This window comes from Metabacillus mesotrionivorans (assembly GCF_052171315.1).
Classification (GTDB): domain Bacteria; phylum Bacillota; class Bacilli; order Bacillales; family Bacillaceae; genus Bacillus_P.
Genome location: NZ_JBQMFF010000002.1, coordinates 43,844 through 69,269 on the forward strand (window position 1 = coordinate 43,844; position 25,426 = coordinate 69,269).

At 45.5% G+C, this 25,426-nt stretch carries 22 protein-coding genes; all 22 read left to right on the forward strand.

Annotated features, from left to right (window positions below):
* The first annotated feature begins 6 nt into the window (after nt 1-6).
* The 22 genes from rseP (at nt 7) to dapA (ending at nt 25,423) form a co-directional block, all read left to right on the forward strand.
* The gene (gene rseP, locus ACTSEZ_RS05145; RefSeq protein ID WP_369733132.1) at nt 7-1,269 is read left to right on the forward strand and encodes an RIP metalloprotease RseP; all 1,263 of its coding nucleotides are present in this window, start codon (nt 7-9) and stop codon (nt 1,267-1,269) included.
* A 57-nt stretch (nt 1,270-1,326) separates the two neighbouring features.
* Nucleotides 1,327-3,030, forward strand: coding sequence for a proline--tRNA ligase (locus tag ACTSEZ_RS05150; RefSeq protein WP_369733133.1), 1,704 nt, complete (start codon nt 1,327-1,329; stop codon nt 3,028-3,030).
* A 130-nt stretch (nt 3,031-3,160) separates the two neighbouring features.
* A complete protein-coding gene (locus ACTSEZ_RS05155) occupies nt 3,161-7,468 on the forward strand; it encodes a PolC-type DNA polymerase III (protein WP_369733134.1) in 4,308 nt (1,435 codons plus the stop codon).
* A gap of 312 nt (nt 7,469-7,780) precedes the next feature.
* Nucleotides 7,781-8,254 (forward strand): ribosome maturation factor RimP, encoded by a 474-nt coding sequence (gene rimP / locus ACTSEZ_RS05160; protein ID WP_029281263.1) that lies wholly within the window; start codon nt 7,781-7,783, stop codon nt 8,252-8,254.
* A 69-nt stretch (nt 8,255-8,323) separates the two neighbouring features.
* Nucleotides 8,324-9,457 (forward strand): transcription termination factor NusA, encoded by a 1,134-nt coding sequence (nusA, locus tag ACTSEZ_RS05165; RefSeq protein WP_369733135.1) that lies wholly within the window; start codon nt 8,324-8,326, stop codon nt 9,455-9,457.
* 13 nt (nt 9,458-9,470) lie between these two features.
* A complete protein-coding gene (gene rnpM / locus ACTSEZ_RS05170; RefSeq protein WP_029281259.1) occupies nt 9,471-9,746 on the forward strand; it encodes an RNase P modulator RnpM in 276 nt (91 codons plus the stop codon).
* Nucleotides 9,746-10,048 (forward strand): YlxQ family RNA-binding protein, encoded by a 303-nt coding sequence (locus ACTSEZ_RS05175; protein WP_369733136.1) that lies wholly within the window; start codon nt 9,746-9,748, stop codon nt 10,046-10,048. Before rnpM ends, ACTSEZ_RS05175 begins: the two co-directional genes overlap by 1 nt.
* An 18-nt stretch (nt 10,049-10,066) precedes the next feature.
* Nucleotides 10,067-12,223 (forward strand): translation initiation factor IF-2, encoded by a 2,157-nt coding sequence (infB, locus tag ACTSEZ_RS05180; protein ID WP_369733137.1) that lies wholly within the window; start codon nt 10,067-10,069, stop codon nt 12,221-12,223.
* The gene (locus ACTSEZ_RS05185; protein WP_369733138.1) at nt 12,220-12,498 is read left to right on the forward strand and encodes a DUF503 domain-containing protein; all 279 of its coding nucleotides are present in this window, start codon (nt 12,220-12,222) and stop codon (nt 12,496-12,498) included. The genes infB and ACTSEZ_RS05185 overlap by 4 nt, the downstream gene beginning before the upstream one ends.
* A gap of 19 nt (nt 12,499-12,517) precedes the next feature.
* Nucleotides 12,518-12,874: a 30S ribosome-binding factor RbfA gene (gene rbfA, locus ACTSEZ_RS05190; RefSeq protein WP_369733139.1), complete on the forward strand. Its 357-nt coding sequence runs from the start codon at nt 12,518-12,520 to the stop codon at nt 12,872-12,874.
* 66 nt (nt 12,875-12,940) lie between these two features.
* Nucleotides 12,941-13,852, forward strand: coding sequence for a tRNA pseudouridine(55) synthase TruB (gene truB / locus ACTSEZ_RS05195; protein WP_369733140.1), 912 nt, complete (start codon nt 12,941-12,943; stop codon nt 13,850-13,852).
* A 36-nt stretch (nt 13,853-13,888) separates the two neighbouring features.
* Nucleotides 13,889-14,839, forward strand: a complete 951-nt coding sequence (gene ribF / locus ACTSEZ_RS05200) for a bifunctional riboflavin kinase/FAD synthetase (RefSeq protein WP_369733141.1) — start codon at nt 13,889-13,891, stop codon at nt 14,837-14,839.
* Nucleotides 14,840-14,963: 124 nt separating this feature from the next.
* Nucleotides 14,964-15,233, forward strand: a complete 270-nt coding sequence (rpsO, locus tag ACTSEZ_RS05205) for a 30S ribosomal protein S15 (protein ID WP_029281245.1) — start codon at nt 14,964-14,966, stop codon at nt 15,231-15,233.
* Between the two features lie 174 nt (nt 15,234-15,407).
* On the forward strand, nt 15,408-17,525 hold the full coding sequence (gene pnp, locus ACTSEZ_RS05210) for a polyribonucleotide nucleotidyltransferase (RefSeq protein ID WP_369733142.1): 2,118 nt from the start codon (nt 15,408-15,410) through the stop codon (nt 17,523-17,525).
* Between the two features lie 266 nt (nt 17,526-17,791).
* The gene (locus ACTSEZ_RS05215; RefSeq protein WP_369733143.1) at nt 17,792-18,751 is read left to right on the forward strand and encodes a polysaccharide deacetylase family protein; all 960 of its coding nucleotides are present in this window, start codon (nt 17,792-17,794) and stop codon (nt 18,749-18,751) included.
* Between the two features lie 54 nt (nt 18,752-18,805).
* Nucleotides 18,806-20,044: a M16 family metallopeptidase gene (locus ACTSEZ_RS05220; protein WP_029281240.1), complete on the forward strand. Its 1,239-nt coding sequence runs from the start codon at nt 18,806-18,808 to the stop codon at nt 20,042-20,044.
* Nucleotides 20,045-20,121: 77 nt separating this feature from the next.
* Nucleotides 20,122-20,379, forward strand: coding sequence for a YlmC/YmxH family sporulation protein (locus ACTSEZ_RS05225; protein WP_029281238.1), 258 nt, complete (start codon nt 20,122-20,124; stop codon nt 20,377-20,379).
* A gap of 164 nt (nt 20,380-20,543) precedes the next feature.
* Nucleotides 20,544-21,446 carry a dipicolinic acid synthetase subunit A gene (dpaA, locus tag ACTSEZ_RS05230; protein WP_369733144.1) on the forward strand — a complete coding sequence of 301 codons (903 nt, stop codon included), beginning with the start codon at nt 20,544-20,546 and terminating at the stop codon, nt 21,444-21,446.
* On the forward strand, nt 21,443-22,042 hold the full coding sequence (gene dpaB / locus ACTSEZ_RS05235; RefSeq protein ID WP_369733145.1) for a dipicolinate synthase subunit B: 600 nt from the start codon (nt 21,443-21,445) through the stop codon (nt 22,040-22,042). Before dpaA ends, dpaB begins: the two co-directional genes overlap by 4 nt.
* 138 nt (nt 22,043-22,180) lie before the next feature.
* Nucleotides 22,181-23,224 carry an aspartate-semialdehyde dehydrogenase gene (gene asd, locus ACTSEZ_RS05240; protein WP_369733146.1) on the forward strand — a complete coding sequence of 348 codons (1,044 nt, stop codon included), beginning with the start codon at nt 22,181-22,183 and terminating at the stop codon, nt 23,222-23,224.
* 71 nt (nt 23,225-23,295) lie between these two features.
* Nucleotides 23,296-24,510: an aspartate kinase gene (gene dapG, locus ACTSEZ_RS05245; RefSeq protein WP_369733147.1), complete on the forward strand. Its 1,215-nt coding sequence runs from the start codon at nt 23,296-23,298 to the stop codon at nt 24,508-24,510.
* 40 nt (nt 24,511-24,550) lie between these two features.
* Nucleotides 24,551-25,423, forward strand: coding sequence for a 4-hydroxy-tetrahydrodipicolinate synthase (gene dapA / locus ACTSEZ_RS05250; RefSeq protein WP_369734053.1), 873 nt, complete (start codon nt 24,551-24,553; stop codon nt 25,421-25,423).
* Nucleotides 25,424-25,426 lie beyond the last annotated feature (3 nt).

The following is a 25,426-nucleotide window of genomic DNA, read 5'->3' on the forward strand; positions in this document are numbered from 1 at the left end:
TGAAACGTGAATACCGTTTTGGCGTTTGTTGTTATTTTTGGGGCGCTCGTTTTCTTTCATGAGCTTGGACATCTCGTTTTAGCTAAACGTGCGGGTATTCTTTGCCGTGAGTTTGCGATTGGATTCGGCCCGAAAATCTTTTCTTTTACAAAAAATGAGACGGTCTATACGATCAGACTTCTTCCTTTGGGCGGATTTGTCCGGATGGCCGGCGAAGACCCTGAAATGATAGAGGTTAAGCCCGGATATAACGTCGGACTGCTCTTTAACAAACAGGATCAAGTTGAAAAAATTATTCTCAATAATAAAGAAAAATACCCCCGTGCAAGAGTCATAGAAGTTGAACAGGCAGACCTTGAGCACAAAATGTTCATTTCAGGGTATGAACAGGGCGAAGAAGATGAAGTGCTTAAGCATTTTGATGTCAGTGAGCGTTCATTCTTTATCGTAGATGGTTCAGAAGTGCAAATTGCGCCTTTTAACCGCCAGTTCGGATCAAAAACACTCGGCCAGAGAACGGCTGCGATTATTGCAGGCCCGCTGATGAACTTTATCCTTGCGTTTGTCCTGCTTTTCTCTCTTGGTTTTATTCAGGGGGCTCCAATAGACGAGCCTATCCTTGGGAAATTGACAGAAGACGGCTCTGCCGCTGAATCAGGCTTAAAAGAGGGAGATGAGATCACGGCCATTGAGGGCAAAGTGATGTCTTCATGGAAGCAGGTTGTATCTGTTATTCAGTCAAACCCTGAACAGGAGCTTACCTTCAGCGTAAATCGCGGCGGGCAGGATCTTGAAATCGAGGTCATCCCTGAAGCGAGCAAAGTCGGTGAGGAAACCATCGGCAGAATCGGAGCCTATAATCCGGTTGAGAAATCGTTTATCGGTTCATTAACTTACGGTGTCACAGAAACATTTAACTGGACAAAAGAAATTGTCCTCGGACTTGGCAAGCTGATCACAGGCCAGTTTTCCATTGATATGCTTTCAGGTCCTGTCGGCATTTATGACATGACAGATCAAGTAGCAAAAACGGGCGTCATTAATTTGATGAGCTGGGCTGCGATCCTGAGCATTAATCTCGGTATCGTCAACCTTCTTCCAATTCCGGCTCTTGACGGCGGAAGACTGCTCTTTTTCCTTGTTGAAGCGCTTAGAGGGAAACCGATTGACCGCCAGAAAGAGGGCGTTGTCCATTTTATCGGGTTTGCGCTGCTGATGCTCCTGATGCTTGTCGTAACGTGGAATGACATTCAGCGATTCTTTTTATAAAATGCCTGCAGACAGCTGAAAATGCGAATTTTGAATACTTAAATAGAGGTGCTTTAGATGAAACAGAGTATGACGTTTATTCCTACTTTAAGAGAAGTGCCTGCAGATGCGGATATTAAAAGCCACCAGCTTTTGCTCCGGGCAGGCTACATGCGGCAAAATGCGAGCGGAATCTACAGTTATTTGCCGCTTGCCTCTATTGTTCTTAAAAAAATTGAGCAGATTGTACGCGAAGAGATGAACCGTGCAGGCTCAGCCGAACTGCTTATGCCTGCACTCCAGCAGTCAGAACTTTGGCAGGAATCCGGCAGATGGTACACATACGGCCCTGAGCTTATGAGAATGAAAGACAGGCACAGCCGTGAATTTGCGCTTGGCGCCACACATGAAGAGGTTATTACATCTCTTGTGCGCGACGAAGTTAAGTCCTACAAAAGACTTCCTTTGAATCTGTATCAGATTCAGTCGAAATTCAGGGATGAAAAGCGTCCCCGTTTTGGACTTCTGCGCGGCCGCGAGTTCATTATGAAAGATGCCTATTCTTTCCATGCTTCGTTTGAAAGTCTTGATGAAGTGTATGAAAAGATGTTTCAGGCGTACAGCAATGTGTTTTCACGCTGCGGCCTGAACTACCGGGCAGTTATTGCTGATTCTGGTGCCATGGGCGGAAAAGATACCCATGAGTTCATGGTTTTGTCTGACGTCGGCGAAGATACAATTGCCTATTCAGACACATCGTCCTATGCTGCCAATGTAGAGATGGCTCCTGTTATTACTCAATATGAGAAAAGCAGTGAAGAACAGCAGGACCTTGTAAAAACAGAAACACCAAATCAAAGAACGATTGAAGAAGTAGCGGATTACCTGAACGTTGAAAAAGAGAAGCTGATTAAATCTCTTGTTTTTAAAGTGGACGAGAAATTTGTGATGGTGCTTGCACGCGGCGATCACGAAATTAACGATATAAAAATCAAAAACCTTTACGGGGCATCAGTTGTCGAACTTGCGACACCTGAAGAAACGAAGCAGGCGGCAGGTGTTCTGCCAGGTTTTGTCGGCCCTGTGGGAGCAGATTCTGCAATTGACATTATTGCCGATCATGCGGTTCAGTCCGTTGTAAACGGCGTTTGCGGCGCAGGTGAAGAAAACTATCATTATACAGGCGTTAATCTCGACCGTGACGCCACTGTCAGCCAGTATGCTGACCTTCGTTTCATTGAAGAGGGAGACGCTTCACCGGACGGAGAAGGAACGATTCAGTTTGCCAAAGGAATTGAAGTGGGACATGTATTCAAACTTGGAACCCGCTACAGTGAAGCAATGAATGCGACGTTCCTTGATGAAAACGGCAGAGCGCAGCCGATGATTATGGGCTGTTACGGCATTGGCGTTTCAAGAACATTAGCTGCTATTGTTGAGCAGTATAATGACGATAAGGGTATTGTCTGGCCGGCTGCTGTTGCGCCGTTCCAAGTCCACCTGATCACAGCAAATGCAAAACAGGATGCGCAATCTTCTCTTGGCGAAAAACTGTATGCTGAGCTTTTAGAGGCTGGATTTGAAGTTCTTTATGATGACAGAATCGAACGCGCAGGGGTTAAATTTGCCGACTCTGATCTGATTGGCATTCCTGTGAGAATTGTAGTTGGAAAACAGGCCGAAGACGGCATCGTGGAAGTAAAAGAGCGGAAAACAGGAGAGGGTATGGACGTATCTCTCGCAGATCTGCATGAAACGATTTCAAGGCTGCTTCAGAAGTAAAAACCAGTGATGCCAAAAGTTCATCTATGGTATGATAGAGTAAGTGAATAACAAATTGACAAGGTACCCCGCTTCGTGCGAGGTACCTTCAATTATGATGGACAAAATTTCAAGGAGGGAAAAATCAGACATGCAAGAAGAGCGTCTCAAGGCTCAAAAAGAACGATTTCACCTTCTGCTTCAGCAAATCGGGCTGACAGAAGATACGGTTTATCCGTTTTTCTCTGAAGGTGCCATTACAAAACTGACTGTTTTAAAACAGCAGAAAAAATGGGAGTTTCAGTTTTCCTTTCAAAAAATCCTCCCATTTGATGCATACCGCCTTTTTCAGGCAAAGCTGACAAAAGCATTTTCTCATATTGCAGATGTAACCTTTCAGCTGACGGTACAAGATCAGTCGTTCAATGATAAACTCGTTGCAGACTACTGGTCGGTTTGTGTTCAGGAGCTGGAGGGCATCTCTCCTCCCATGCTGTCCCTTTTAAATGAACAGACTCCTGAAGTGCAGGGGGTCAAACTGATCATTAAAACGAAAAATGAAACAGAAGCAATGGCCATTAAGAAAAAATATACGCCGCTGCTTCAGGACAGCTTTTCGCAGTACGGGTTTCCGTCCCTCCAATTCGATACGGTGACGACTATTTCGAAAGAAGAAATCGCACAATTCCAGGAGAAGAAAAAACTCGAGGATCAGGAAAAAGTCATGCTCGCCATCACGGAAATGGAGAAGAAAGACAAAGAGCAGGATGAAGCTCCGCAAGGTCCGCTGATGATCGGATATGCCATAAAAAATGACGAAGAAATCAAGCAGATTGATACAATCGAAGATGAAGAGCGCCGCATCACCGTTCAAGGCTATGTGTTTGACGCAGAAACAAGAGAACTAAGAAGCGGCAGAACGCTCAGCACCTTTAAAATAACAGACTACACAAACTCCATTCTCGTGAAAATGTTTGCCCGTGATAAAGAGGATGCGGCACTGCTTCAAACATTGAAAAAGGGCATGTGGGTAAAAGTGCGCGGAAGCATCCAGAACGATACGTTTGTAAGAGATCTTGTCATGATTGCAAATGATATCAACGAGATCAAACCTGAAGTCAGACAGGATACTTCGGAAGAAAAGCGGATCGAACTTCATCTTCACAGTCCGATGAGCCAGATGGACGCCGTGTCATCAGTCAGCTCACTTGTCGGACAGGCTAAAAAGTGGGGCCATCCGGCAATTGCGATCACAGATCATGCAGTGGCGCAGTCTTTTCCTGAAGCCTATTCGGCAGGAAAGAAAAACGGCATCAAGATTCTTTATGGTGTGGAAATCAATCTGGTGGATGACGGAGTTCCGATTGCCTACAACCCGCAGGACCGCTTATTGCCTGAAGCAACCTATGTTGTATTTGACGTTGAGACGACAGGTCTTTCCGCTGTTTATGACACAATTATTGAACTCGCTGCGGTCAAAATCAGAAACGGTGAAATTATTGACCGGTTTGAGTCATTCGCCAATCCCCATCACCGGCTGTCGGCTACTACGATTGATCTGACGGGGATCACCGATGATATGGTGGCAAACGCCCCGGATGTGGATGAGGTGCTTCGCCGGTTTAAAGAGTGGACCGGTGACGACATACTCGTTGCACACAATGCAAGCTTTGATATGGGCTTTTTGAATGTAGGCTACAAAAAGCTGCTTGGCAGCGGGAAGGCTGCAAACCCAGTCATAGATACGCTTGAACTTGGACGCTTCCTTTATCCCGAGATGAAAAGCCACAGGCTGAATACACTTGCCAAGAAATTTGACATTGAACTTACCCAGCATCACCGCGCCATTTATGATGCTGAAGCAACCGGATATCTTCTTTTGCGAATGCTTAAGGATGCAGCTGAAAAGGGAATTGAAAATCACCTGCAGCTGAATGACAATATGGGCCAAGGAAATGCTTACCAGCGGGCTCGTCCGTATCATGCCATTCTTCTTGCCCAGAATGAAACGGGACTGAAAAACCTGTTTAAACTCGTTTCCATGTCCCATATAGATTATTTTTACAGAGTTGCGCGCATCCCGAGATCACAGCTTGTCAAACACCGGGAAGGGATCATTGTCGGATCCGCATGCGACCGTGGTGAAGTATTTGAGGGTATGATGCAAAAATCCCCTGAAGAAGTGGAAGACATTGCAGCATTTTATGACTACATCGAAGTTCAGCCGCCTGAGGTATACCGTCATTTAATCCAGATGGAATATATAAGGGATGAAATGGCGCTGAAAGAAATTATCTCAAATCTTGTCAGTCTTGGCGAAAAGCTTGAAAAGCCTGTTGTTGCAACCGGAAACGTGCATTATCTTCAGCCGGAGGACAAGATTTACCGGAAAATTCTCGTAAGTTCGCAGGGCGGGGCAAATCCGCTTAACCGCCATGAGCTTCCGAATGTGCATTTCCGTTCAACGAACGAAATGCTTGACTGCTTTGATTTTCTAGGAAAAGAAAAAGCCCGTGAAATTGTCATTGACAACACTCATAGAGTGTCGGCTATGATCGATGACATTAAACCGATCAAGGACGACCTGTATACGCCTAAAATTGAAGGTGCAGACCAGGAAATCCGCGATATGAGCTACGGCATGGCGAGAAGCATTTACGGGGACAATCTCCCGGAAATTGTGGAAGCAAGACTTGAAAAAGAATTAAAGAGCATCATCGGCCATGGGTTTGCGGTTATTTACCTCATTTCCCATAAGCTTGTTAAAAAGTCGCTTGATGACGGCTATTTAGTAGGTTCAAGGGGTTCCGTCGGATCGTCGCTCGTTGCAACGATGACAGAGATTACCGAAGTGAATCCTCTGCCGCCGCATTATGTATGCCCTGACTGCAAGCACTCGGAATTTTTCAACGACGGATCTGTCGGATCGGGTTTTGACCTTCCGAACAAGGATTGCCCGGAATGCGGGGCAAAATACCACAAAGACGGCCATGACATCCCGTTTGAAACGTTCCTTGGATTTAAAGGAGATAAAGTTCCTGATATCGATTTGAACTTTTCGGGAGAATACCAGCCAAGAGCCCATAACTACACAAAAGAGCTGTTTGGCGAAGATAATGTATACCGTGCAGGAACAATCGGCACCGTGGCAGAGAAAACGGCTTACGGCTATGTCAAGGGATATGCGGGAGATAATAACCTCATGCTCCGGAATGCAGAAGTTGACCGTCTCGTGCAGGGCTGCACAGGTGTAAAACGAAGCACGGGGCAGCATCCGGGCGGTATTATCGTCGTTCCTGACTATATGGACATTTACGATTTTTCGCCGATTCAGTTTCCGGCAGATGCCACCGGTGCGGAATGGAAAACAACTCACTTCGACTTCCATTCCATTCACGATAATCTTCTGAAGCTAGATATCCTCGGACACGATGATCCGACGGTCATCAGGATGCTTCAGGACTTAAGCGGAATAGATCCCAAAACGATTCCGACAGACGACAAAGAAGTTATGAAGATCTTCAGCGGGACAGAATCACTCGGCGTAACGGAAGAGCAGATCATGTGTAAAACCGGTACCCTCGGCATTCCCGAATTCGGAACGAGATTTGTCCGCCAGATGCTTGAAGATACGAAACCGACAACCTTCTCAGAGCTTGTCCAGATATCCGGCCTTTCTCATGGAACAGATGTATGGCTCGGCAATGCGCAGGAGCTGATCCATGACAATACATGCACGCTGAGTGAGGTAATCGGATGCCGTGATGATATTATGGTTTATTTGATTTATCAGGGGCTTGAGCCATCATTCGCCTTTAAAATTATGGAATCTGTCCGTAAAGGAAAAGGCCTGACGCCTGAGATGGTTGAAGAGATGAAAAAAAATAATGTGCCTGACTGGTACATTGGGTCCTGCCTGAAAATCAAATATATGTTCCCGAAGGCCCACGCAGCTGCCTATGTATTAATGGCAGTCCGCATCGCCTACTTTAAAGTCCATCATGCGCTTCTTTATTATTCTGCGTATTTTACCGTCCGCGCAGATGATTTTGACGTAGAAAGCATGGCAAAGGGCTCTGCAGCAATCAGAGCGCGAATTGAGGAGATTAACCAGAAAGGGCTTGAAGCATCTCCTAAGGAAAAAAGTTTGCTGACTGTCCTTGAACTGGCACTTGAAATGTGCGAACGGGGGTACTCCTTCCAGAAGGTTGACCTTTACCGCTCAAGTGCAACAGATTTCCTGATCGACGGCAATTCGCTCATCCCGCCTTTCAATTCAATTCCGGGACTTGGGACAAATGCGGCCATTAACATTGTAAAAGCAAGAGAAGAAGGGGAGTTTCTTTCAAAAGAAGACCTTCAGCAGCGCGGAAAAGTATCCAAGACGATTATTGAATACCTGACGAACCAGGGATGTCTGGAGTCGCTACCTGACCAGAATCAGCTTTCGCTGTTTTAATGACCGGCCTGAAACAGGAGAAAATTACCGGTGCCGTACCGGCGTTTTTTTCTTGCAATTTGGCTCAGAACCTTGAACGGTCTATGATTTTAATTTGCAATAAATGGCCGGTTATGTTATATTCTTTATGGAAATGCTAACGATAGTTAGAGGCAGAGAGTGGGGAAACCCACTCTTTCGTATTGAGTAGAGATATTTTGTGTCTCTTCATTCGGATCGCGTGTTTAGTACATACATTCCCTGCTCAATATGAAGCAGGGTTTTTCAGCAGCTAAAAGCTATATTTGCTTCTATTTCACAAGGAGGAACGGGATGAGCAAAAAAGTTACTGAAATCGTTGCCGAACTAGTGACGCCGATTTTAGATGAATTAACATTGGAATTAGTGGATATTGAATTTGTTAAAGAAGGAAAAGAATGGTTTCTTCGCGTATTCATAGACTCAAGCGATGGAATTGATATTGAGCATTGTGCGATTGTCAGCGAAAAGCTCAGTGAAAAGCTGGATGAAACAGATCCGATCGAACAAAATTATTTCCTCGAAGTTTCATCTCCCGGTGCTGAACGCCCGCTTAAAAAAGAAGCTGACTTCGAAAAATCGATTGGGAAAAATGTGTACATCAAAACATATGAACCTTTCGAAGGCTCAAAAGTTTTTGAAGGCGAGCTGACTGGATTTGACGGAGAACACGTCGTTGTAACGGTCACAATTAAGACCCGGAAAAAACAAATTCAGATTCCATACGAAAAAGTTGCCAGCGCAAGACTTGCTGTCACCTTCAATTAACTTGTTTTTATGAAATGAAAAGCAGGATGCAAGTATTTCTGCTATATGGATAAGGGGGAAACCGTTAAAATGAGTAATGAATTACTGGATGCCTTAACCATCCTTGAAAAAGAAAAGGGCATCAGCAAAGAAGTGATCATTGAAGCAATTGAAGCTGCTTTGATCTCGGCTTATAAACGAAATTTCAATCAGGCGCAGAATGTGCGCGTGGATCTTAACCGCGACACAGGATCGATGAGAGTCTTTGCAAGAAAAGATGTCGTGGATGAAGTATATGATCCAAGACTTGAAGTTTCTGTTGAAGAAGCCCAAAGCGTCAATCCGAGCTATCAGGTAAATGATGTGATGGAAATGGAAGTAACACCAAAGGATTTCGGCCGCATAGCAGCCCAAACAGCGAAGCAGGTTGTCACTCAGCGCGTGCGCGAAGCAGAACGCGGAGTCATTTACTCTGAATTCGTTGACCGCGAAGAGGATATTATGACAGGAATCGTGCAGCGCATCGATTCTAAGTTCATCTACGTCAGCCTGGGCAAAATCGAAGCGCTTCTTCCTGTAAGCGAACAAATGCCGAACGAAAAATACAAGCCCCATGACCGCATTAAAGTTTTTATCACGAAAGTGGAAAAAACAACAAAGGGTCCCCAAATTTTCGTTTCGCGCACTCATCCGGGCCTGCTGAAGCGTTTATTTGAAATTGAAGTTCCCGAGATCTATGACGGAACCGTTGAAATTAAATCTGTAGCCCGTGAAGCAGGCGACCGTTCGAAAATCTCTGTTTACTCGGAGAATTCCGAGGTTGATCCAGTCGGCTCATGTGTTGGACCTAAAGGCCAGCGTGTTCAGGCGATTGTAAACGAGCTGAAGGGTGAAAAAATCGACATCGTCAACTGGTCGAATGATCCGGTCGAATTTGTTGCCAATGCCTTAAGCCCTTCCAAAGTTCTTGACGTCAATGTAAACGAGGAAGAAAAGGCGACAACAGTTGTTGTGCCTGATTACCAGCTTTCCCTTGCAATTGGAAAAAGAGGCCAGAATGCCCGCCTTGCAGCCAAACTGACAAACTGGAAAATTGATATTAAGAGTGAATCAGATGCTGTTCAAATGGGTATCTACCCTCGTGCCGGAGCAAATGTCCCGCTTGAAGACAGCGAAGATGACGAGCCGCTTTTTTCCTTCAGTGATGACGAACTAGACAAGTAAGAGGTGAGGCAATGTGAACAATCAAAGAAAAGTTCCGCTCCGCAAATGCGTGGCAACTGGAGAAATGAAACCTAAAAAAGAACTTGTTCGTATTGTCCGTTCAAAAGAAGGCGAAGTCTCCGTCGATCCCACCGGGAAGAAAAACGGGCGGGGAGCATACCTCTCTCTTGATAAAGACGCTATTTTGCAGGCGAAGAAGAAAAATGTCCTCGCAAACCACCTGCAAGTGAAAATTGAAGACAGCATCTATGAAGAATTGCTTCAGCTGGCTGAAAAGGAGAACCATTAATGTCAAAACAGCAATGGATGTCCTTACTGGGCCTTGCAAATCGGGCAAGAAAAATTGTTTCGGGGGAAGAGCTTGTCATTAAAGAAGTGCGGCAGTCCCGCGCGAAACTCGTTCTTCTCTCTCTGGATGCATCAGAAAATACGGCCAAAAAGGTACATGACAAATGCAGCTATTATCGTATTCCTGTTGTTTCGGTCCCGGACCGGCATATGCTGGGCCAGGCGATCGGCAAAGATGCCCGGGTCGTTGTGGCAATCGTCGACTCAGGCTTTGCCTCTAAAATGAAAACCTTGCTCGATTAATTTCCTGGGGGTGACCATGTGACGAAAATGAGAGTATACGAATATGCAAAAAAACAGAACATCTCTAGCAAGGATGTCATAACAGCCCTGCAGAGCATGAATGTAGAAGTCAGCAACCACATGTCAACGATTGACGATCATGTTATTGTTAAACTGGACGGAAAATACAAGGCAGATAAAAAAGAACCATCTAAAACAATTTCTGTCAAACAAAGGGAAGATCACAAAACGCCTATGCAAAAACAAGAGAATACTAACAACAAACCAGCTAATACAAATAAACCAGCAAACAAAGGCGGCAACAAGCCTTTCAATAAAGGAAAAACAAACAATCAAGCAAAAAAACCCGGCGGCGGCAATAAGCGCGGCGGCAATCAGCGCAGACCACAGGGAGCAGCTCCGGTTCAGCCTAAAAAAGAACTGCCGAGCAAAATTACGTTTACTGGCAGCCTGACAGTAGGCGAACTTGCTTCAAAGCTTCATAAGGAGCCTTCAGAAATCATTAAAAAGCTCTTTATGCTTGGAGTAATGGCCACAATCAACCAGGATCTTGACAAAGATTCTATTGAGCTGATTGCGGGTGAATACGGTGTAGAAGTTGAAGAAATCATCGTTTTTGACGTGACAGAATTTGAAGGCTATGAAACTGAGGATCAGGAAGAACAGCTTCAAATCCGTCCTCCTGTTGTAACGATCATGGGTCACGTTGACCACGGTAAAACAACGCTTCTTGACTCGATCCGAAACACGAAGGTAACAGCAGGCGAGGCTGGCGGAATCACGCAGCATATCGGTGCATACCAGGTTGTTGTCAACGATAAGAAAATTACCTTCCTTGATACACCGGGACATGCGGCGTTTACAACGATGCGTGCACGCGGAGCTCAAGTAACGGACATCACTATTCTTGTTGTTGCAGCTGACGACGGTGTTATGCCTCAGACAGTTGAAGCAATCAGCCATGCAAAAGCAGCTGAAGTGCCGATTATCGTAGCAGTCAACAAAATGGATAAAGAAGCAGCAAATCCTGACCGCGTGATGCAGGAGCTGACTGAATACGGTCTTGTTGCTGAAGCATGGGGCGGAGATACCATTTTTGTTCCGCTGTCAGCACTTTCCGGTGACGGTATTGAAGAACTGCTTGAGATGATTCTTCTTGTAAGTGAAGTAGAAGAGTGGAAAGCAAATCCAAACCGTTCTGCAACAGGTACGGTTATTGAAGCGCAGCTTGATAAAGGCCGCGGTTCTGTTGCCACTCTGCTTGTCCAAAACGGCACACTCCGCGTCGGGGATTCCATTGTAGTCGGCAACACATACGGACGCGTCCGTGCGATGGTCAATGATCTTGGAAGACGCGTGAAAGAAGTCGGTCCGTCAACTCCTGTAGAAATTACCGGATTGAACGATGTTCCTCAGGCAGGCGACCAGTTCATGGTATTTGCTGATGAGAAAAAAGCGCGCCAGGTCGGTGAAGCCCGTGCGAGCAAACAAATCGACGAACAGCGCAGAGAAGGCGCAAAACTAAGCCTTGACGACTTGTTTGAGCAAATCAAGCAGGGAGATATTAAAGATATCAACCTGATTGTTAAAGCTGACGTACAAGGTTCTGCCGAAGCACTTGCAGCATCTCTAAATAAAATTGATGTTGAAGGCGTAAAAGTGAAAATCATCATGACCGGAGTCGGTGCGATTACCGAATCTGATGTCATCCTTGCATCGGCATCAAATGCCATCATCATCGGATTTAATGTCCGCCCTGATGGAAATGCTAAGAGAACGGCTGATGCCGAAAATGTTGACATTCGCCTTCACCGCATCATTTATAAAGTCATCGAAGAAATTGAAGCTGCCATGAAGGGTATGCTTGATCCGGAATTCGAAGAAAAAGTAATCGGTCAGGTTGAAGTCCGCCAGACGATTAAAGTTTCTAAAATCGGCACCATCGCCGGTTCATATGTAACGGACGGCAAAATCACACGTGACAGCAGCATCCGCGTAATCCGCGACGGCATCGTCGTGTTTGAAGGCGAAGTGGATGCCCTGAAACGCTTCAAAGATGATGTAAAAGAAGTAGCACAGAACTACGAGTGCGGTATTACCATTAAAAACTTCAATGACATTAAAGAAGGAGACGTCATTGAAGCTTACGTAATGGAAGAGATCGAACGCAAGTGATTGGATATGCGGAGTGCGAATGCATCATTTATGACGCACGCTCGCTGAAAGACAAACGGGCCGTTTTACAGCGTGTTTTAATGAGACTGAAGCAGAGACTGAATGTCTCTGTTTCAGAAATTGATTTTCAGGATACATGGCAGAGGACAAAGATTGGTATAGCTGCCGTGACATCAAGTAAAGTTCATACGGAAAAAGAAATTCACAAGGCTCTTGCCATGATTGATTCGTTTCCGGAAATTGAGCGCACTGTAACCTCGTTTGATTGGTTTTAACGGTGAGGTGAAAGAAAGCATGAGTTTAAGAGCAAACAGAGTCGGCGAGCAAATGAAAAAAGAGCTTGGTGAGATCATCAGCCGCAAAATCAAGGACCCGCGCATCGGTTTCGTAACAGTAACTGATGTTAGAGTTTCGGGAGACCTTCAAATTGCAAAAGTCTATATTTCAGTTCTTGGTGACGCGGAAAAGAGAGAAGACACTCTGAAAGGCCTCGCAAAAGCCAAAGGGTTTATCCGTTCTGAAATCGGACAGCGCATCAGGCTCAGAAAGACACCTGAGATTCTATTTGAATTTGATGAATCGGTTGACTACGGCAACCGGATCGAAACGCTGATTCACGAAATCAACCAGGAAAACAAGCAGGAAGACTAAAAGAAAGGATAGACATCTGTCTATCCTTTTCGTTTAGCCTGCAGACAGAAAGGCGGAACATGTTCCATGGAAGGTGTTTTATTAATACATAAGCCTGCAGGAATGACATCCCACGACTGTGTCGCGAAAATGAGAAGAATTGCTAAAACGAAAAAGGTGGGTCATACCGGCACGCTTGACCCGGATGTAACGGGTGTTTTGCCTGTGTGTCTTGGCCGCGCAACAAAGATCGTCGAGTATTTAACGGCAGAGTCAAAAACCTATGAGGCAGAAGTGACCATCGGCATATCAACCGAAACAGAGGATGCGTCCGGTGAAATAGTTGAAAAAAAAGCCGTCAATGAAACGATTACAGATGAAATGGCCCTTGAGGCCCTCAGAAGCCTGACGGGTGAGATTGATCAAGTGCCGCCTATGTACTCTGCTGTCAAAATCGGAGGCAAAAAGCTGTATGAATACGCACGCGCAGGACAGACAATTGAGCGTCCTTCAAGAAAGATCACCGTTCATGAGATGACATTGCTGTCAAGTGTGCAGTCCGGCGGAGAAACAGCCTCTTTCCGCTTCAGAGTTTCATGTTCTAAAGGAACGTATGTGAGGACGCTTGCTGTCATGATCGGTGAATACCTCGGTTATCCGGCCCACATGTCCCATCTCGTACGGACAGGTTCCGGCGCGTTTACCATTGACCAGTGCCATACCTTTGAAGAAGTTGAAAGGGCGGCAGAAGAAAACCGTCTGCAGGAGCTTTTGATTCCGATTGGAACAGCTTTAAATCATTTGCCGAAACTTTCAATAAATGATACATTAGCAAAGAAAGTGAAAAACGGCGCACTGCTTGAGGTTCCGGCAGGTTTAAACCCCGGTTCGGAATCCATAGCCGTGTACGGCGAAGACGGGACATGTCTTGCTATTTACAGGCAGCATCCTGAAAAACCTCACTTCCTAAAACCTTCCAAAGTCCTTGCAATTGACTGATGTGAAGAATGCTGATACAGAAAAGGTGAACCAGGCGTGAAGACGATTAAACTGACACATCCGCACTCTTTAAACAGTACTGAACTTCCACCGCTTGCGATGGCCCTTGGCTATTTTGACGGGGTGCACCGCGGGCATCAGGAAGTCATCACCGCTGTCAGGAAACTGGCTGATGAAAAAGGATTGAAAAGTGCGGTCATGACGTTTGATCCCCATCCTTCGGTGGTGCTTAGAAAAAATACGCAGCATGTAGAAGCCATTACGGCAGTTTCGGACAAAATCGAACTGATCGAGGATCTGCAGATCGACTATCTTTTTATCGTGAATTTTTCAGAAGCTTTTGCCGCTCTTTTGCCGCAGGAGTTTATTGACCAGTATATTATCAATCTAAATGTGAAACATGTGGTAGCCGGCTTTGATTACTCCTACGGGAGACTCGGAAAAGGCACAATGGAAACCATGCCGTTCCACTCGCGCAGCGCTTTTAACCAGACAGTGATCAGCAAGCAGACAGACCGCGACCGCAAAATCAGTTCCACCCTTATCAGGGAGGTTCTGAGAAACGGAGACGTTGAATATGCCTGCACGCTTCTGAACAGGCCGCACAGGGTAAAAGGAACCGTTATTCACGGGGATAAGCGCGGAAGAACAATCGGCTTCCCGACAGCCAATATCGAGCTTGACAATGCTTATATCATTCCCCCGACAGGTGTGTACGCTGTTCAGTTCGAACTCGACGGGGAACGCTATAACGGAGTCTGCAACATTGGCTACAAGCCAACATTTTATGATGATAAAAAACTCAAGCCCAGCATAGAAGTTCATATTTTCGAGTTTAATAAATCGATATATGGGAAGAATGTAGCTATATTCTGGTATAAACGGATCAGGAGCGAGCAGAAATTCGGTTCAATTGACGAACTGATTACGCAGATTGGAAAAGATAAAGCTTCCGCTGAGCAATTTTTTCAGAAACTGCAAGATTAATGCTTGCCTTCTGGCCGGAATAATAGTATTCTAATACTTGTAACTTTTATAACCATTGCTTGGCAAAACGATTCACCAACGTTTGCTCGGTAATTGGGGTTTTTAAATGAAGGAGGTGAATAGGATGGCAATCACTCAAGAACGTAAGAATGAAATTATCGCTGAGTACAGAACACATGATACGGACACTGGTTCTCCAGAGGTTCAAATCGCTATCCTAACTGAGGATATTAACAATCTTAACGGACATTTGCGTGTTCACAAGAAAGACCACCACTCACGTCGCGGTCTTTTGAAAATGGTAGGTAAACGCCGTAATCTTTTGACGTACCTGCGCAATAATGACGTAACTCGTTATCGTGACCTGATCAACAAGCTTGGTCTACGCCGATAATCTTTTGAAAAAGCGGGAGAAATTCCCGCTTTTTTAGTGTACGAAAATAAAAATATCAGGATTTGCACGTGATCTATTTACATACCGGAATAACATTGATATGTTGAATTTAAATCGTTCATAATAATACATACATGTATGTTGTGACATATGATGAGAGGAGTTCATTTTTATATGGGACAAGATAAACAAGTGTTCTCCATTGACTGGGCAGGCAGAGAACTGACTGTTGAAGTCGGCCAGCTTGCAAAGCAGGCAAATGGAGCGGCCATGATCCGCTACGGAGATACTGCCGTACTGAGCACGGCAACTGCATCAAAAGAACCTAAGACTGTCGACTTTTTCCCGCTGACTGTCAACTACGAGGAGCGTCTTTACGCTGTCGGTAAAATTCCGGGGGGCTTTATTAAAAGAGAAGGACGTCCAAGCGAGAAAGCGATTCTTGCAAGCCGCCTGATTGACCGTCCCCTTCGTCCTCTGTTTGCAGACGGATTCCGCAATGAAGTTCAGGTTGTCAGCATCGTCATGAGTGTGGACCAGGACTGTTCATCTGAAATGGCAGCCATGTTCGGATCTTCTCTGGCACTGACGGTATCAGACATTCCGTTTGAAGGCCCGATTGCAGGCGTTGTAGTCGGCCGTGTGGACAGCCAGTTTGTGATTAATCCAACAGTAGAGCAGATGGATAAAAGCGATATCCACCTCGTTGTTGCCGGAACGAAGGATGCAATCAACATGGTTGAAGCAGGTGCAGATGAAGTGCCTGAAGAAATCATGCTTGAAGCGATCATGTTCGGCCATAATGAGATTAAGCGCCTCATTGCTTTCCAGGAAGAAATTGCTGCAGCTGTAGGAAAAGAAAAATCGGAAGTAAAGCTTTACACACTTGATGCAGAGCTTGAAAAAGGCATTCGCGAAATGGCTGAGAAAAATCTGCTTTCAGCAATTCAGGTTCAGGAGAAGCATGCCCGCGAAGAAGCAATCAATGAAGTCAAAAAAACAGTGGTTGCACACTTCGAAGAGCAGGAAGCTGAAGCTGACACTTTAAAGCAGGTAAAAGAGATTCTTTCTAAATTAGTGAAGCAGGAAGTCCGCCGCCTGATCACAGAAGACAAAGTGCGCCCGGATGGCCGTAAGGTTGATGAAATCCGTCCTCTTTCTTCTGAAGTCGGCATGCTTTCCCGGACACACGGTTCCGGCCTGTTTACCCGCGGACAGACTCAGGCTCTGAGCATCTGTACATTAGGTGCACTTGGCGACGTTCAAATACTTGACGGCCTTGGCCTTGAAGAGACGAAGCGTTTTATGCACCATTACAACTTCCCTCTGTTCAGCGTAGGGGAAACAGGATTTATGCGCGGTCCCGGACGCCGGGAAATCGGACACGGCGCACTTGGCGAAAGAGCCCTTGAACCTGTGATTCCGTCAGAAAAGGACTTCCCTTATACAGTCCGTCTCGTATCAGAGGTTCTGGAATCAAACGGTTCTACCTCACAGGCAAGCATCTGTGCTAGCACGCTTGCCATGATGGATGCCGGTGTGCCTCTGAAAGCACCTGTAGCAGGTATTGCGATGGGTCTTGTCAAATCAGGAGATCATTATTCGGTTCTTACTGATATTCAGGGCATGGAAGATCACTTAGGCGACATGGACTTTAAAGTGGCCGGAACTGCAAAAGGTGTTACCGCACTTCAAATGGATATCAAAATTGACGGACTTTCCCGCGAAATTCTTGAAGAAGCGCTTCTGCAGGCTAAAAAAGGCCGCATGGAAATCCTTGAGTCAATGCTTGCAACGATAAAAGAGCCGCGTACAGAGCTTTCGCCATATGCACCAAAAATTCTGATGATGGCCATCAATCCTGATAAAATCCGTGATGTCATTGGACCAAGCGGAAAACAAATCAATAAAATCATCGAAGAAACTGGCGTGAAGATTGACATTGAACAAGACGGAACAGTCTTCATCTCTTCAACAAACGAAGAAATGAACCAAAAAGCGAAACAGATTATTGAAGACATTGTCCGCGAAGTAGTCGTAGGACAGCTGTACTTAGGTAAAGTAAAACGCGTTGAAAAATTTGGTGCGTTCGTTGAAATTTTCAATGGCAAAGACGGTTTAGTACACATTTCTGAACTTGCAGAAGAGCGCGTCGGAAAAGTTGAAGATGTTGTTAAAATCGGTGATGAGTTGCTTGTCAAAGTAACTGAAATTGATAAACAGGGTCGCGTCAACCTTTCAAGAAAAGCCGTTCTCCGTGAACAGAAAGAAAAAGAAAAGCAAAATTCTTAACGTGTAGAAGCCAGAATATCGAGTCTGGCTTCTTTTTTCTTTTTTGCGTCAATGCGCTAATTAGGCTGAGCAAGGCGATTCCGCATTTCTGGTGTCCAGCTCCATCGCCTAGCTCCTCGGCCAGAACGGCTCCGATGTAAAAAGCAAAACCGGCTTTTTTCATCGGATCCTTTTCTGTCCTTCGGAGCTGAGCAAGGCGATTCCGCATTTCTGGTCTACCTAGTCCCCCTCATACATACTTTCTAGTAAAAAGGGGGAAGACAAACATGAAGAGGTTCCGTTTGCTTGGGATAATCATGCTGATGCTGCTGACAGCAGCTGTCATACATAATCCGTTTACGTCTGCATATGTAACGACGATGAAACAGGAAAACGTCGCTGCTGTTAAGCAGCAGGATGAATTGTATGAAACGATTGCAGCCAAAATGAAAGACCATGAAAAGCCTGCCCAGGATGCAGTCATACATACCGTCTGGAAAGCTACACCGGGCTATAACGGGCTGTCTGTAGATGCAGAAGCCTCGTACCGGAAAATGAAAAAAAATGGCGTCTTTGATGAAAAGCTTCTTGTTTATAAACAAGTCAGCCCCCGGATTCACTTGAACGATCTGCCTCCAGCGCCTATTTACAGAGGCCATCCGGATAAGCCGATGGTTGCTTTTCTGATTAACGTTGCATGGGGAAATGAATACTTGCCGGACATGCTGCGCGTTTTAAAAAAGCATGGGGTAAAAGCTTCTTTTTTTCTCGAAGGAAGATGGGCTGAACAGAATCCTGACCTGGTCGCACAAATTTCAGCCGGAGGCCATGATATCGGCAACCATTCCTATTCCCATCCTGATATGGCCAGACTGACTTCAGACGAAATGAAGAGGCAGATAGCAAGGACTAATGAAATCATCAAAGGGCAGACAGGAAAACAGCCTGTCTGGTTTGCGCCGCCAAGCGGAAGCTTCAGGCAGGAAACCATTGAAGCAGCCGCAGAATATAACATGAAAACCGTCCTCTGGACCGTAGATACGATTGACTGGCAAAAGCCTGCGCCGAATGTTTTAGTTGAACGTGTCATGAAAAAAGTCCATAATGGGGCTATGATTCTCATGCACCCGACAGAATCTTCTTCAAAGAGCCTGGAAACGCTGATCACATCCATTAAGCAAAAGGGCTACAGCTTTGGAAATGTAACGATGCTGATGGACGAAAAGCGGATGCCGGCACCTGAATGATGACAGAGGAGTGCATAATGCGGATCCTTGGAAGCATTGATAGGAGGAACAAGCTTGATAAAAAAATATACATGCCAAAACGGCGTAAGAGTTGTGCTCGAAAATATTCCCCATGTGAGATCAGTTGCGATAGGGGTATGGATCGGCACGGGATCAAGAAATGAAAATGAAAAAAACAACGGCATTTCACACTTTCTGGAGCACATGTTCTTTAAAGGGACAAAAACAAGATCAGCACGGGAAATTGCTGAATCCTTTGACAGCATCGGCGGACAGGTAAACGCTTTTACTTCTAAAGAATACACCTGCTATTACGCCAAAGTGCTTGATGAGCATTCAGATTTCGCGCTCGAAGTGCTTTCTGACATGTTTTTCAACTCCACTTTTGATGAGATTGAACTTAAAAAAGAGAAAAACGTCGTTTATGAAGAAATTAAAATGTATGAAGATACGCCTGATGATATCGTTCACGACCTTCTCAGCAGGGCTACCTACGGCAATCATCCCCTGGGATATCCGATTCTCGGAACGGAAGAAACTCTTGCAAAGTTTGAGAGCGACACATTAAGAGACTATATGGAGCAATACTATACTCCTGAAAATGTGGTCATTTCTGTTGCCGGAAATATTTCTGAGAGCTTCATTAAAGAAGTTGAAAAACAGTTCGGATCATTTGAAACATCGAAAAAAGGAACTGAAATTTCAGCTCCTGCCTTTATGACCGAGAAACTAGCACGTAAAAAAGATACCGAGCAGGCTCACCTTTGTATCGGTTTTGACGGCCTTCAGGTCGGACATGAAAAGATTTATGACCTGATCGTGCTGAACAACGTGCTTGGAGGCAGCATGAGCTCGAGACTCTTCCAGGATGTAAGAGAGCAAAAAGGTCTCGCATACTCCGTGTTCTCATACCATTCATCCTATCAGGATAATGGAATGCTGACCATTTATGGAGGCACGGGCCGGGCGCAGCTTGACGTCCTGTTTGAAACCATTCAGGAAACGCTTGAGGTCCTCAAAAGAGACGGCATTACGCAAAAAGAGCTGACAAACAGCGTAGAGCAAATGAAGGGCAACCTCATGCTCAGTCTTGAAAGCACAAACAGCCGCATGAGCCGAAACGGCAAAAACGAGCTCCTTCTCGGACGCCACAGAAGCTTGGATGAAATGATTGAAAAAATTAATGAAGTAACAGCTGATAACGTAAATGCTCTTGCAAAACAGCTGTTTACAGATGAGTATTCCGTTGCGCTCATAAGCCCTGACGGAAAGCTTCCGTCTTCTCTTCGTTAACTTCCCGGACCTGCCTTCAAAGCAGGTCTTTTTTGTGTGTGAGGGGATATATATGTTAAAAAGGAGGCTTCCTGAACATGAGACTGAGCGAGCTGAGCGGAAAAGAGATCGTCGATGTTAAGAGGGCGGAAAGACTAGGCATTCTGGGGCAGACCGATCTTGAAATCAATGAAAAAACCGGACAAATAACCGCCCTTGTGATTCCGTCTGTAAAATGGTTCGGATTCAGAAAACAAGGTGACGAAATAAGAGTTCCGTGGACCCACATTAAAAAGATTGGCTCAGATATGATCATTCTGGACATAGAAGATCATCAGATTAAGCTTCTTGAGTAAAAGCGATCGCTGCAGATCGCTTTTTTTTATGCGCTCAGGCCGCCAATTAATGCTCCTAAGACTATCACCCTGCATGGCGTTTTGACATAAGATGCTTAAGTAAGTTCACTATGAGTTTATTTATTTGAATATAGACATCGCGAAAAAGTAGGTGAAAGGGTCGTATGTTAACAGGACTTAATATAGCAGTCATTGGGGGAGATGCCCGGCAGCTTGAGGTGATCAGAAAGCTTACAGAACTGGATGCAAAACTGTTTTTAATCGGTTTTGATCAGCTGGACCATGGCTTTACCGGTGCCGCAAAGCTTAAGCTTGCCGAACTGCGGTTTGAAGAAATAGATGTGATCATTTTGCCTGTTCCCGGAACAAACCTTGAAGGCCATGTCGATACCATTTTCTCTAATGAAGAAGTCGTGCTTACGGAGGAGCTTATTGCAAGGACGCCTCCGCACTGCGTCATTTATTCCGGCATCAGCAATTCATACTTAAACGGAATAATTCAGGATACGAAAAGAGAGCTGGTTCAGCTGTTTGAACGGGATGATGTGGCCATTTATAATTCCATTCCTACCGTAGAAGGAACCATCATGATGGCCATACAGCACACGGATTTTACCATTCACGGTTCGAAAATAGCCGTTCTCGGACTCGGACGCGTAGGCATGAGTGTAGCACGGACATTTTCAGCTTTGGGGGCTAAAGTAAAAGTCGGAGCCAGAAAATCATCGCACATTGCACGAATTATTGAAATGGGGCTGCAGTCCTTTAAGCTTGAAGATCTTGAGAAGGAAGTAACAGATGCCGATATTTGCATCAATACGATTCCCCATCAGATTGTAACGGCAAAAGTAATTTCAAAGATGCCTCCTCACACACTGATCATCGACCTTGCTTCAAAGCCGGGCGGCACGGATTTTAAATATGCTGAGAAAAGAGGTATTAAAGCACTGCTTGCACCGGGACTTCCGGGGATTGTCGCCCCAAAAACAGCCGGTCAGATTGTTGCGAACGTCCTCGCATCATTGCTTTTAGAGGAGTTTTCTAAACGAAAGGGGCCATCATCATGAAAGTACAAGGCAAACGCATCGGATTCGGCCTTACTGGTTCACACTGCACCTATAACGCTGTTTTTCCGCAGATAAAACGGCTGATTGACGAGGGAGCGGATGTGATGCCTGTCGTTACTAACACGGTAAAAATGACAAATACAAGATTTGGCGAGGGAGCCGAGTGGATCAAAAAAATCGAGGAGCTTACAGGCCACAAAGCCATTGATTCCATTTTAGGAGCTGAGCCTCTTGGCCCGAAGATTCCTCTGGACTGCATGGTTGTCGCGCCGATGACAGGCAATTCCATGAGCAAACTCGCAAATGCAATGACAGAATCTCCTGTCCTTATGGCAGCAAAAGCAACTCTCAGAAATCATAAACCGGTTGTTCTCGGCATTTCAACAAATGACGGTCTTGGACTGAACGGTGCAAATTTAATGAAGCTGATGGCTGCCAAAAATATTTTTTTTATACCGTTTGGCCAGGATGCACCATTTCAAAAGCCGAACTCGCTTGTTGCTAAAATGGATCTGCTTTTGGAAACAGTAGAGGCAGCACTTGAGCATACACAGTTTCAGCCGGTCATTATTGAAAAATTCCGGGATGACGAATAAGCCTCTTCCTGCTAGAATAGAAGGCAAGAAAAATCATGGTTGTATAATGCATACACCTGGTCTATGATAAACTAATACACAATATGATATGAAGTTATTCCGGAAACCGCCGGATATTCGCGGAAGGGGCTATGATTGATGAGTACAAATGGTTATCACGTTGCTGTCCTCGGTGCAACAGGCGCTGTAGGCCAGCAAATGCTAAAAACGCTTGAAGAACGGAACTTTCCGGTATCAAAGCTGACGCTGCTGTCGTCAGAACGGTCTGCAGGCAAAAAAGTCCTCTTTAGAGGAGAAGAACATATTGTTCAGGCTGCATCTCCCGAAAAATTTGAAGGAGTTCAAATTGCTCTTTTCAGCGCTGGCGGAAGCATTTCCAAAATTTTTGCTCCTGAAGCTGTGAAGCATGGTGCAATCGTTGTGGACAATACGAGCGCATTCCGCATGGCTCAGGATGTTCCTCTTGTTGTGCCTGAAGTAAACGAAGAAGACTTAAAATCGCATAAAGGCATTATCGCTAATCCCAACTGCTCAACGATTCAAATGGTTGCTGCGCTTGAGCCGCTGAGAAAAGCTCACGGATTAAACAAAGTAATCGTATCCACTTACCAGGCAGTTTCAGGATCAGGCGCTGCTGCGATTGAAGAGCTGAAAACACAGTCAGAGGCGATTCTTTCCGGAAAGGATTTCACACCGGAAATCCTTCCTGTTAAAGGCGATAAAAAACATTTTCAGATTGCATTTAATGCGATTCCGCAAATTGATAAGTTCGAAGACAACGGATTTACGTTCGAAGAAATGAAAATGATGAACGAAACAAAAAAAATCATGCATATGCCGGAGCTTGAAATTGCTGCAACATGCGTAAGGATTCCGGTCGAAACCGGACACTCTGAATCTGTCTATATTGAACTTGATTCTGATCATGTTGGAGTGTCTGAAATCCGCGAGCTTTTAAAAGAAGCTCCTGGAGTAACGCTTCAGGATGACCCAAGTGCACAGCTGTATCCGATGCCTGCTGATTGTGTCGGCAAAAATGATGTGTTTGTAGGGCGTATCCGAAAAGATCCGGACCGTGCAAACGGCTTCCATTTATGGATTGTGTCTGATAATCTTTTAAAAGGCGCTGCATGGAATTCTGTGCAAATTGCAGAAAGCCTTGTTCAGCTGAAGTTAGTATAAGAAGGTTCAGGAGAGAGCAAGGGTACATAATGCCTGCTCTCTTCTCTTACGTATAGAGTCGGGGTGTTAGGATGAAATTGATCGTACAAAAATTCGGCGGGACGTCAGTAAAAGACGATCACGGCCGGAAAATGGCTTTGAATCATATAAGAGAAGCGTTAAAGGAGCAGTATAAAGTGGTCGTTGTCGTCTCGGCAATGGGCAGAAACGGTGATCCGTATGCAACAGATTCCCTTTTAAATCTGCTTTACGGAGGCAGTGCATCGATTTCAAAGCGCGAACAGGATATGCTCCTATCGTGCGGGGAAACGATATCTTCCGTCGTATTTACGAGCATGCTGAAGTCAGAAGGCATTGCAGCTGCCGCTTTAAGCGGGGCGCAGGCCGGCTTTTTAACAAATGAAGACTTTACAAATGCAAAAATTCTCGACATGAAATGCGAACGCCTGAGAAGAGAGCTTGACCGTCACGATGTGGTTGTCGTCGCAGGTTTTCAGGGAGCGGCAAAATCCGGTGACGTCACAACAATCGGCAGAGGTGGAAGCGACACATCTGCAGCTGCACTTGGAGCAGCTCTGGATGCAGAATTCATCGATATTTTTACAGATGTAGAAGGGGTTATGACGGCTGATCCAAGAATTGTTGAATCCGCAAAGCCGCTGACCACGGTCACGTATACGGAAATCTGCAATCTTGCTTATCAGGGTGCTAAGGTCATCCATCCAAGAGCGGTGGAAATTGCCATGCAGGCGAAGGTTCGAATCAGAATCCGCTCCACGTACTCATCCGGTCCGGGGACACTCGTGACCTCCCATCATTCTGAAAAGCTCGGCAGCGACCTGCAGGAAAGGCTGATTACCGGCATCGCCCACGTTCCGAATGTGACACAGCTGAACGTTACGGCGAAAGAGGGACAGTACGAGGTGCAGACAGAAGTATTCAAAGCAATGGCGCGCGCCGGCATCAGCGTCGACTTTTTCAACATTACACCAAGCGCAGTCATTTATACGGTTTCTGAGGAAGTAACGGATGAAGCAGTAAGAATACTGAAAAGCATGGGATATGCCCCTGCTGTTAAACGCCACTGTGCCAAAGTTTCCACAGTTGGCGCCGGCATCGCAGGAGTACCCGGAGTGACAGCGAAAATTGTGACGGCCCTGTCGGAAGAAGGCATTCAAATTCTCCAGTCGGCAGATAGTCATACAACGATTTGGGTATTAGTAAAAGAGGAAGATATGATCAGCGCCGTCAATGCTCTGCATAGCGCATTTGATCTGTCTGAATAAAAGACAGAAACTTAGAAAGAAGAAGAGGAGTGGCACAATGATTGACTTTGGCAGTATTTCAACAGCCATGGCAACACCATTTGACAAAAACGGCAACATTGACTTTCAGAAGACTACCCAGCTTGTTGATTACCTGATCAATAATGGGTCAGATTCACTTGTTGTGGCAGGAACGACAGGAGAATCTCCTACTCTGACATCCGAGGAAAAAATCGCACTGCTTAAGCATGTCGTTCAAGCTGCCGGCGGCAGAATTCCTGTTATTGCAGGTACAGGAAGCAATAACACCAAGGACTCCATTGATCTGACAAAAAAAGCGGAAGCAGCAGGCGCCGATGCCATCATGCTTGTCGCGCCATATTATAATAAACCAAGCCAGGAAGGCATGTATCAGCATTTCAAAACGATTGCAGCATCCACAAAACTTCCTGTTATGATCTACAACGTTCCCGGAAGAACGGTTGTCAGCATTTCTCCTGCTGTGATTGCAAGACTTGCTGAACTTCCAAATGTCGTTGCTGTAAAAGAAGCTAGCGGCGACCTTGAAGCGATGGCAGAAATCATTTCATCAACGCCTGAAGATTTTGCTGTTTATTCAGGAGATGACGGATTAACTCTTCCAGCACTTGCAATTGGAGGCAGAGGGGTAGTCTCTGTAGCGTCTCATATCATCGGAAATGAAATGCAGGAGATGATCTCCGCATTCAGAAGCGGTGAAACTGTGCGTTCAGGTGCTATTCACAGAAAACTGCTGCCGGTTATGCAGCAGCTGTTTAAAGCGCCAAGCCCTGCACCTGTGAAAACGGCTCTTCAGCTGAGAGGCCTTGACGTCGGACCCGTCAGACTACCGCTTTTGGCGCTCACTGAAAGTGAAAGAAACGAACTTATTGCCGTCCTGTCTAAAATAAAATAAGCA

Excerpts from the sequence above, each read along its gene's own strand:
- ACTSEZ_RS05150 (WP_369733133.1), top strand. The coding sequence starts at position 1,327 with ATGAAACAGAGTATGACGTTTATTCCTACTTTAAGAGAAGTGCCTGCA.
- ACTSEZ_RS05155 (WP_369733134.1), top strand. The coding sequence starts at position 3,161 with ATGCAAGAAGAGCGTCTCAAGGCTCAAAAAGAACGATTTCACCTTCTG.
- rimP (WP_029281263.1), top strand. The coding sequence starts at position 7,781 with ATGAGCAAAAAAGTTACTGAAATCGTTGCCGAACTAGTGACGCCGATT.
- nusA (WP_369733135.1), top strand. The coding sequence starts at position 8,324 with ATGAGTAATGAATTACTGGATGCCTTAACCATCCTTGAAAAAGAAAAG.
- ACTSEZ_RS05175 (WP_369733136.1), top strand. The coding sequence starts at position 9,746 with ATGTCAAAACAGCAATGGATGTCCTTACTGGGCCTTGCAAATCGGGCA.
- rbfA (WP_369733139.1), top strand. The coding sequence starts at position 12,518 with ATGAGTTTAAGAGCAAACAGAGTCGGCGAGCAAATGAAAAAAGAGCTT.
- truB (WP_369733140.1), top strand. The coding sequence starts at position 12,941 with ATGGAAGGTGTTTTATTAATACATAAGCCTGCAGGAATGACATCCCAC.
- rpsO (WP_029281245.1), top strand. The coding sequence starts at position 14,964 with ATGGCAATCACTCAAGAACGTAAGAATGAAATTATCGCTGAGTACAGA.
- pnp (WP_369733142.1), top strand. The coding sequence starts at position 15,408 with ATGGGACAAGATAAACAAGTGTTCTCCATTGACTGGGCAGGCAGAGAA.
- ACTSEZ_RS05215 (WP_369733143.1), top strand. The coding sequence starts at position 17,792 with ATGAAGAGGTTCCGTTTGCTTGGGATAATCATGCTGATGCTGCTGACA.
- ACTSEZ_RS05225 (WP_029281238.1), top strand. The coding sequence starts at position 20,122 with ATGAGACTGAGCGAGCTGAGCGGAAAAGAGATCGTCGATGTTAAGAGG.
- dpaA (WP_369733144.1), top strand. The coding sequence starts at position 20,544 with ATGTTAACAGGACTTAATATAGCAGTCATTGGGGGAGATGCCCGGCAG.
- dpaB (WP_369733145.1), top strand. The coding sequence starts at position 21,443 with ATGAAAGTACAAGGCAAACGCATCGGATTCGGCCTTACTGGTTCACAC.
- asd (WP_369733146.1), top strand. The coding sequence starts at position 22,181 with ATGAGTACAAATGGTTATCACGTTGCTGTCCTCGGTGCAACAGGCGCT.
- dapG (WP_369733147.1), top strand. The coding sequence starts at position 23,296 with ATGAAATTGATCGTACAAAAATTCGGCGGGACGTCAGTAAAAGACGAT.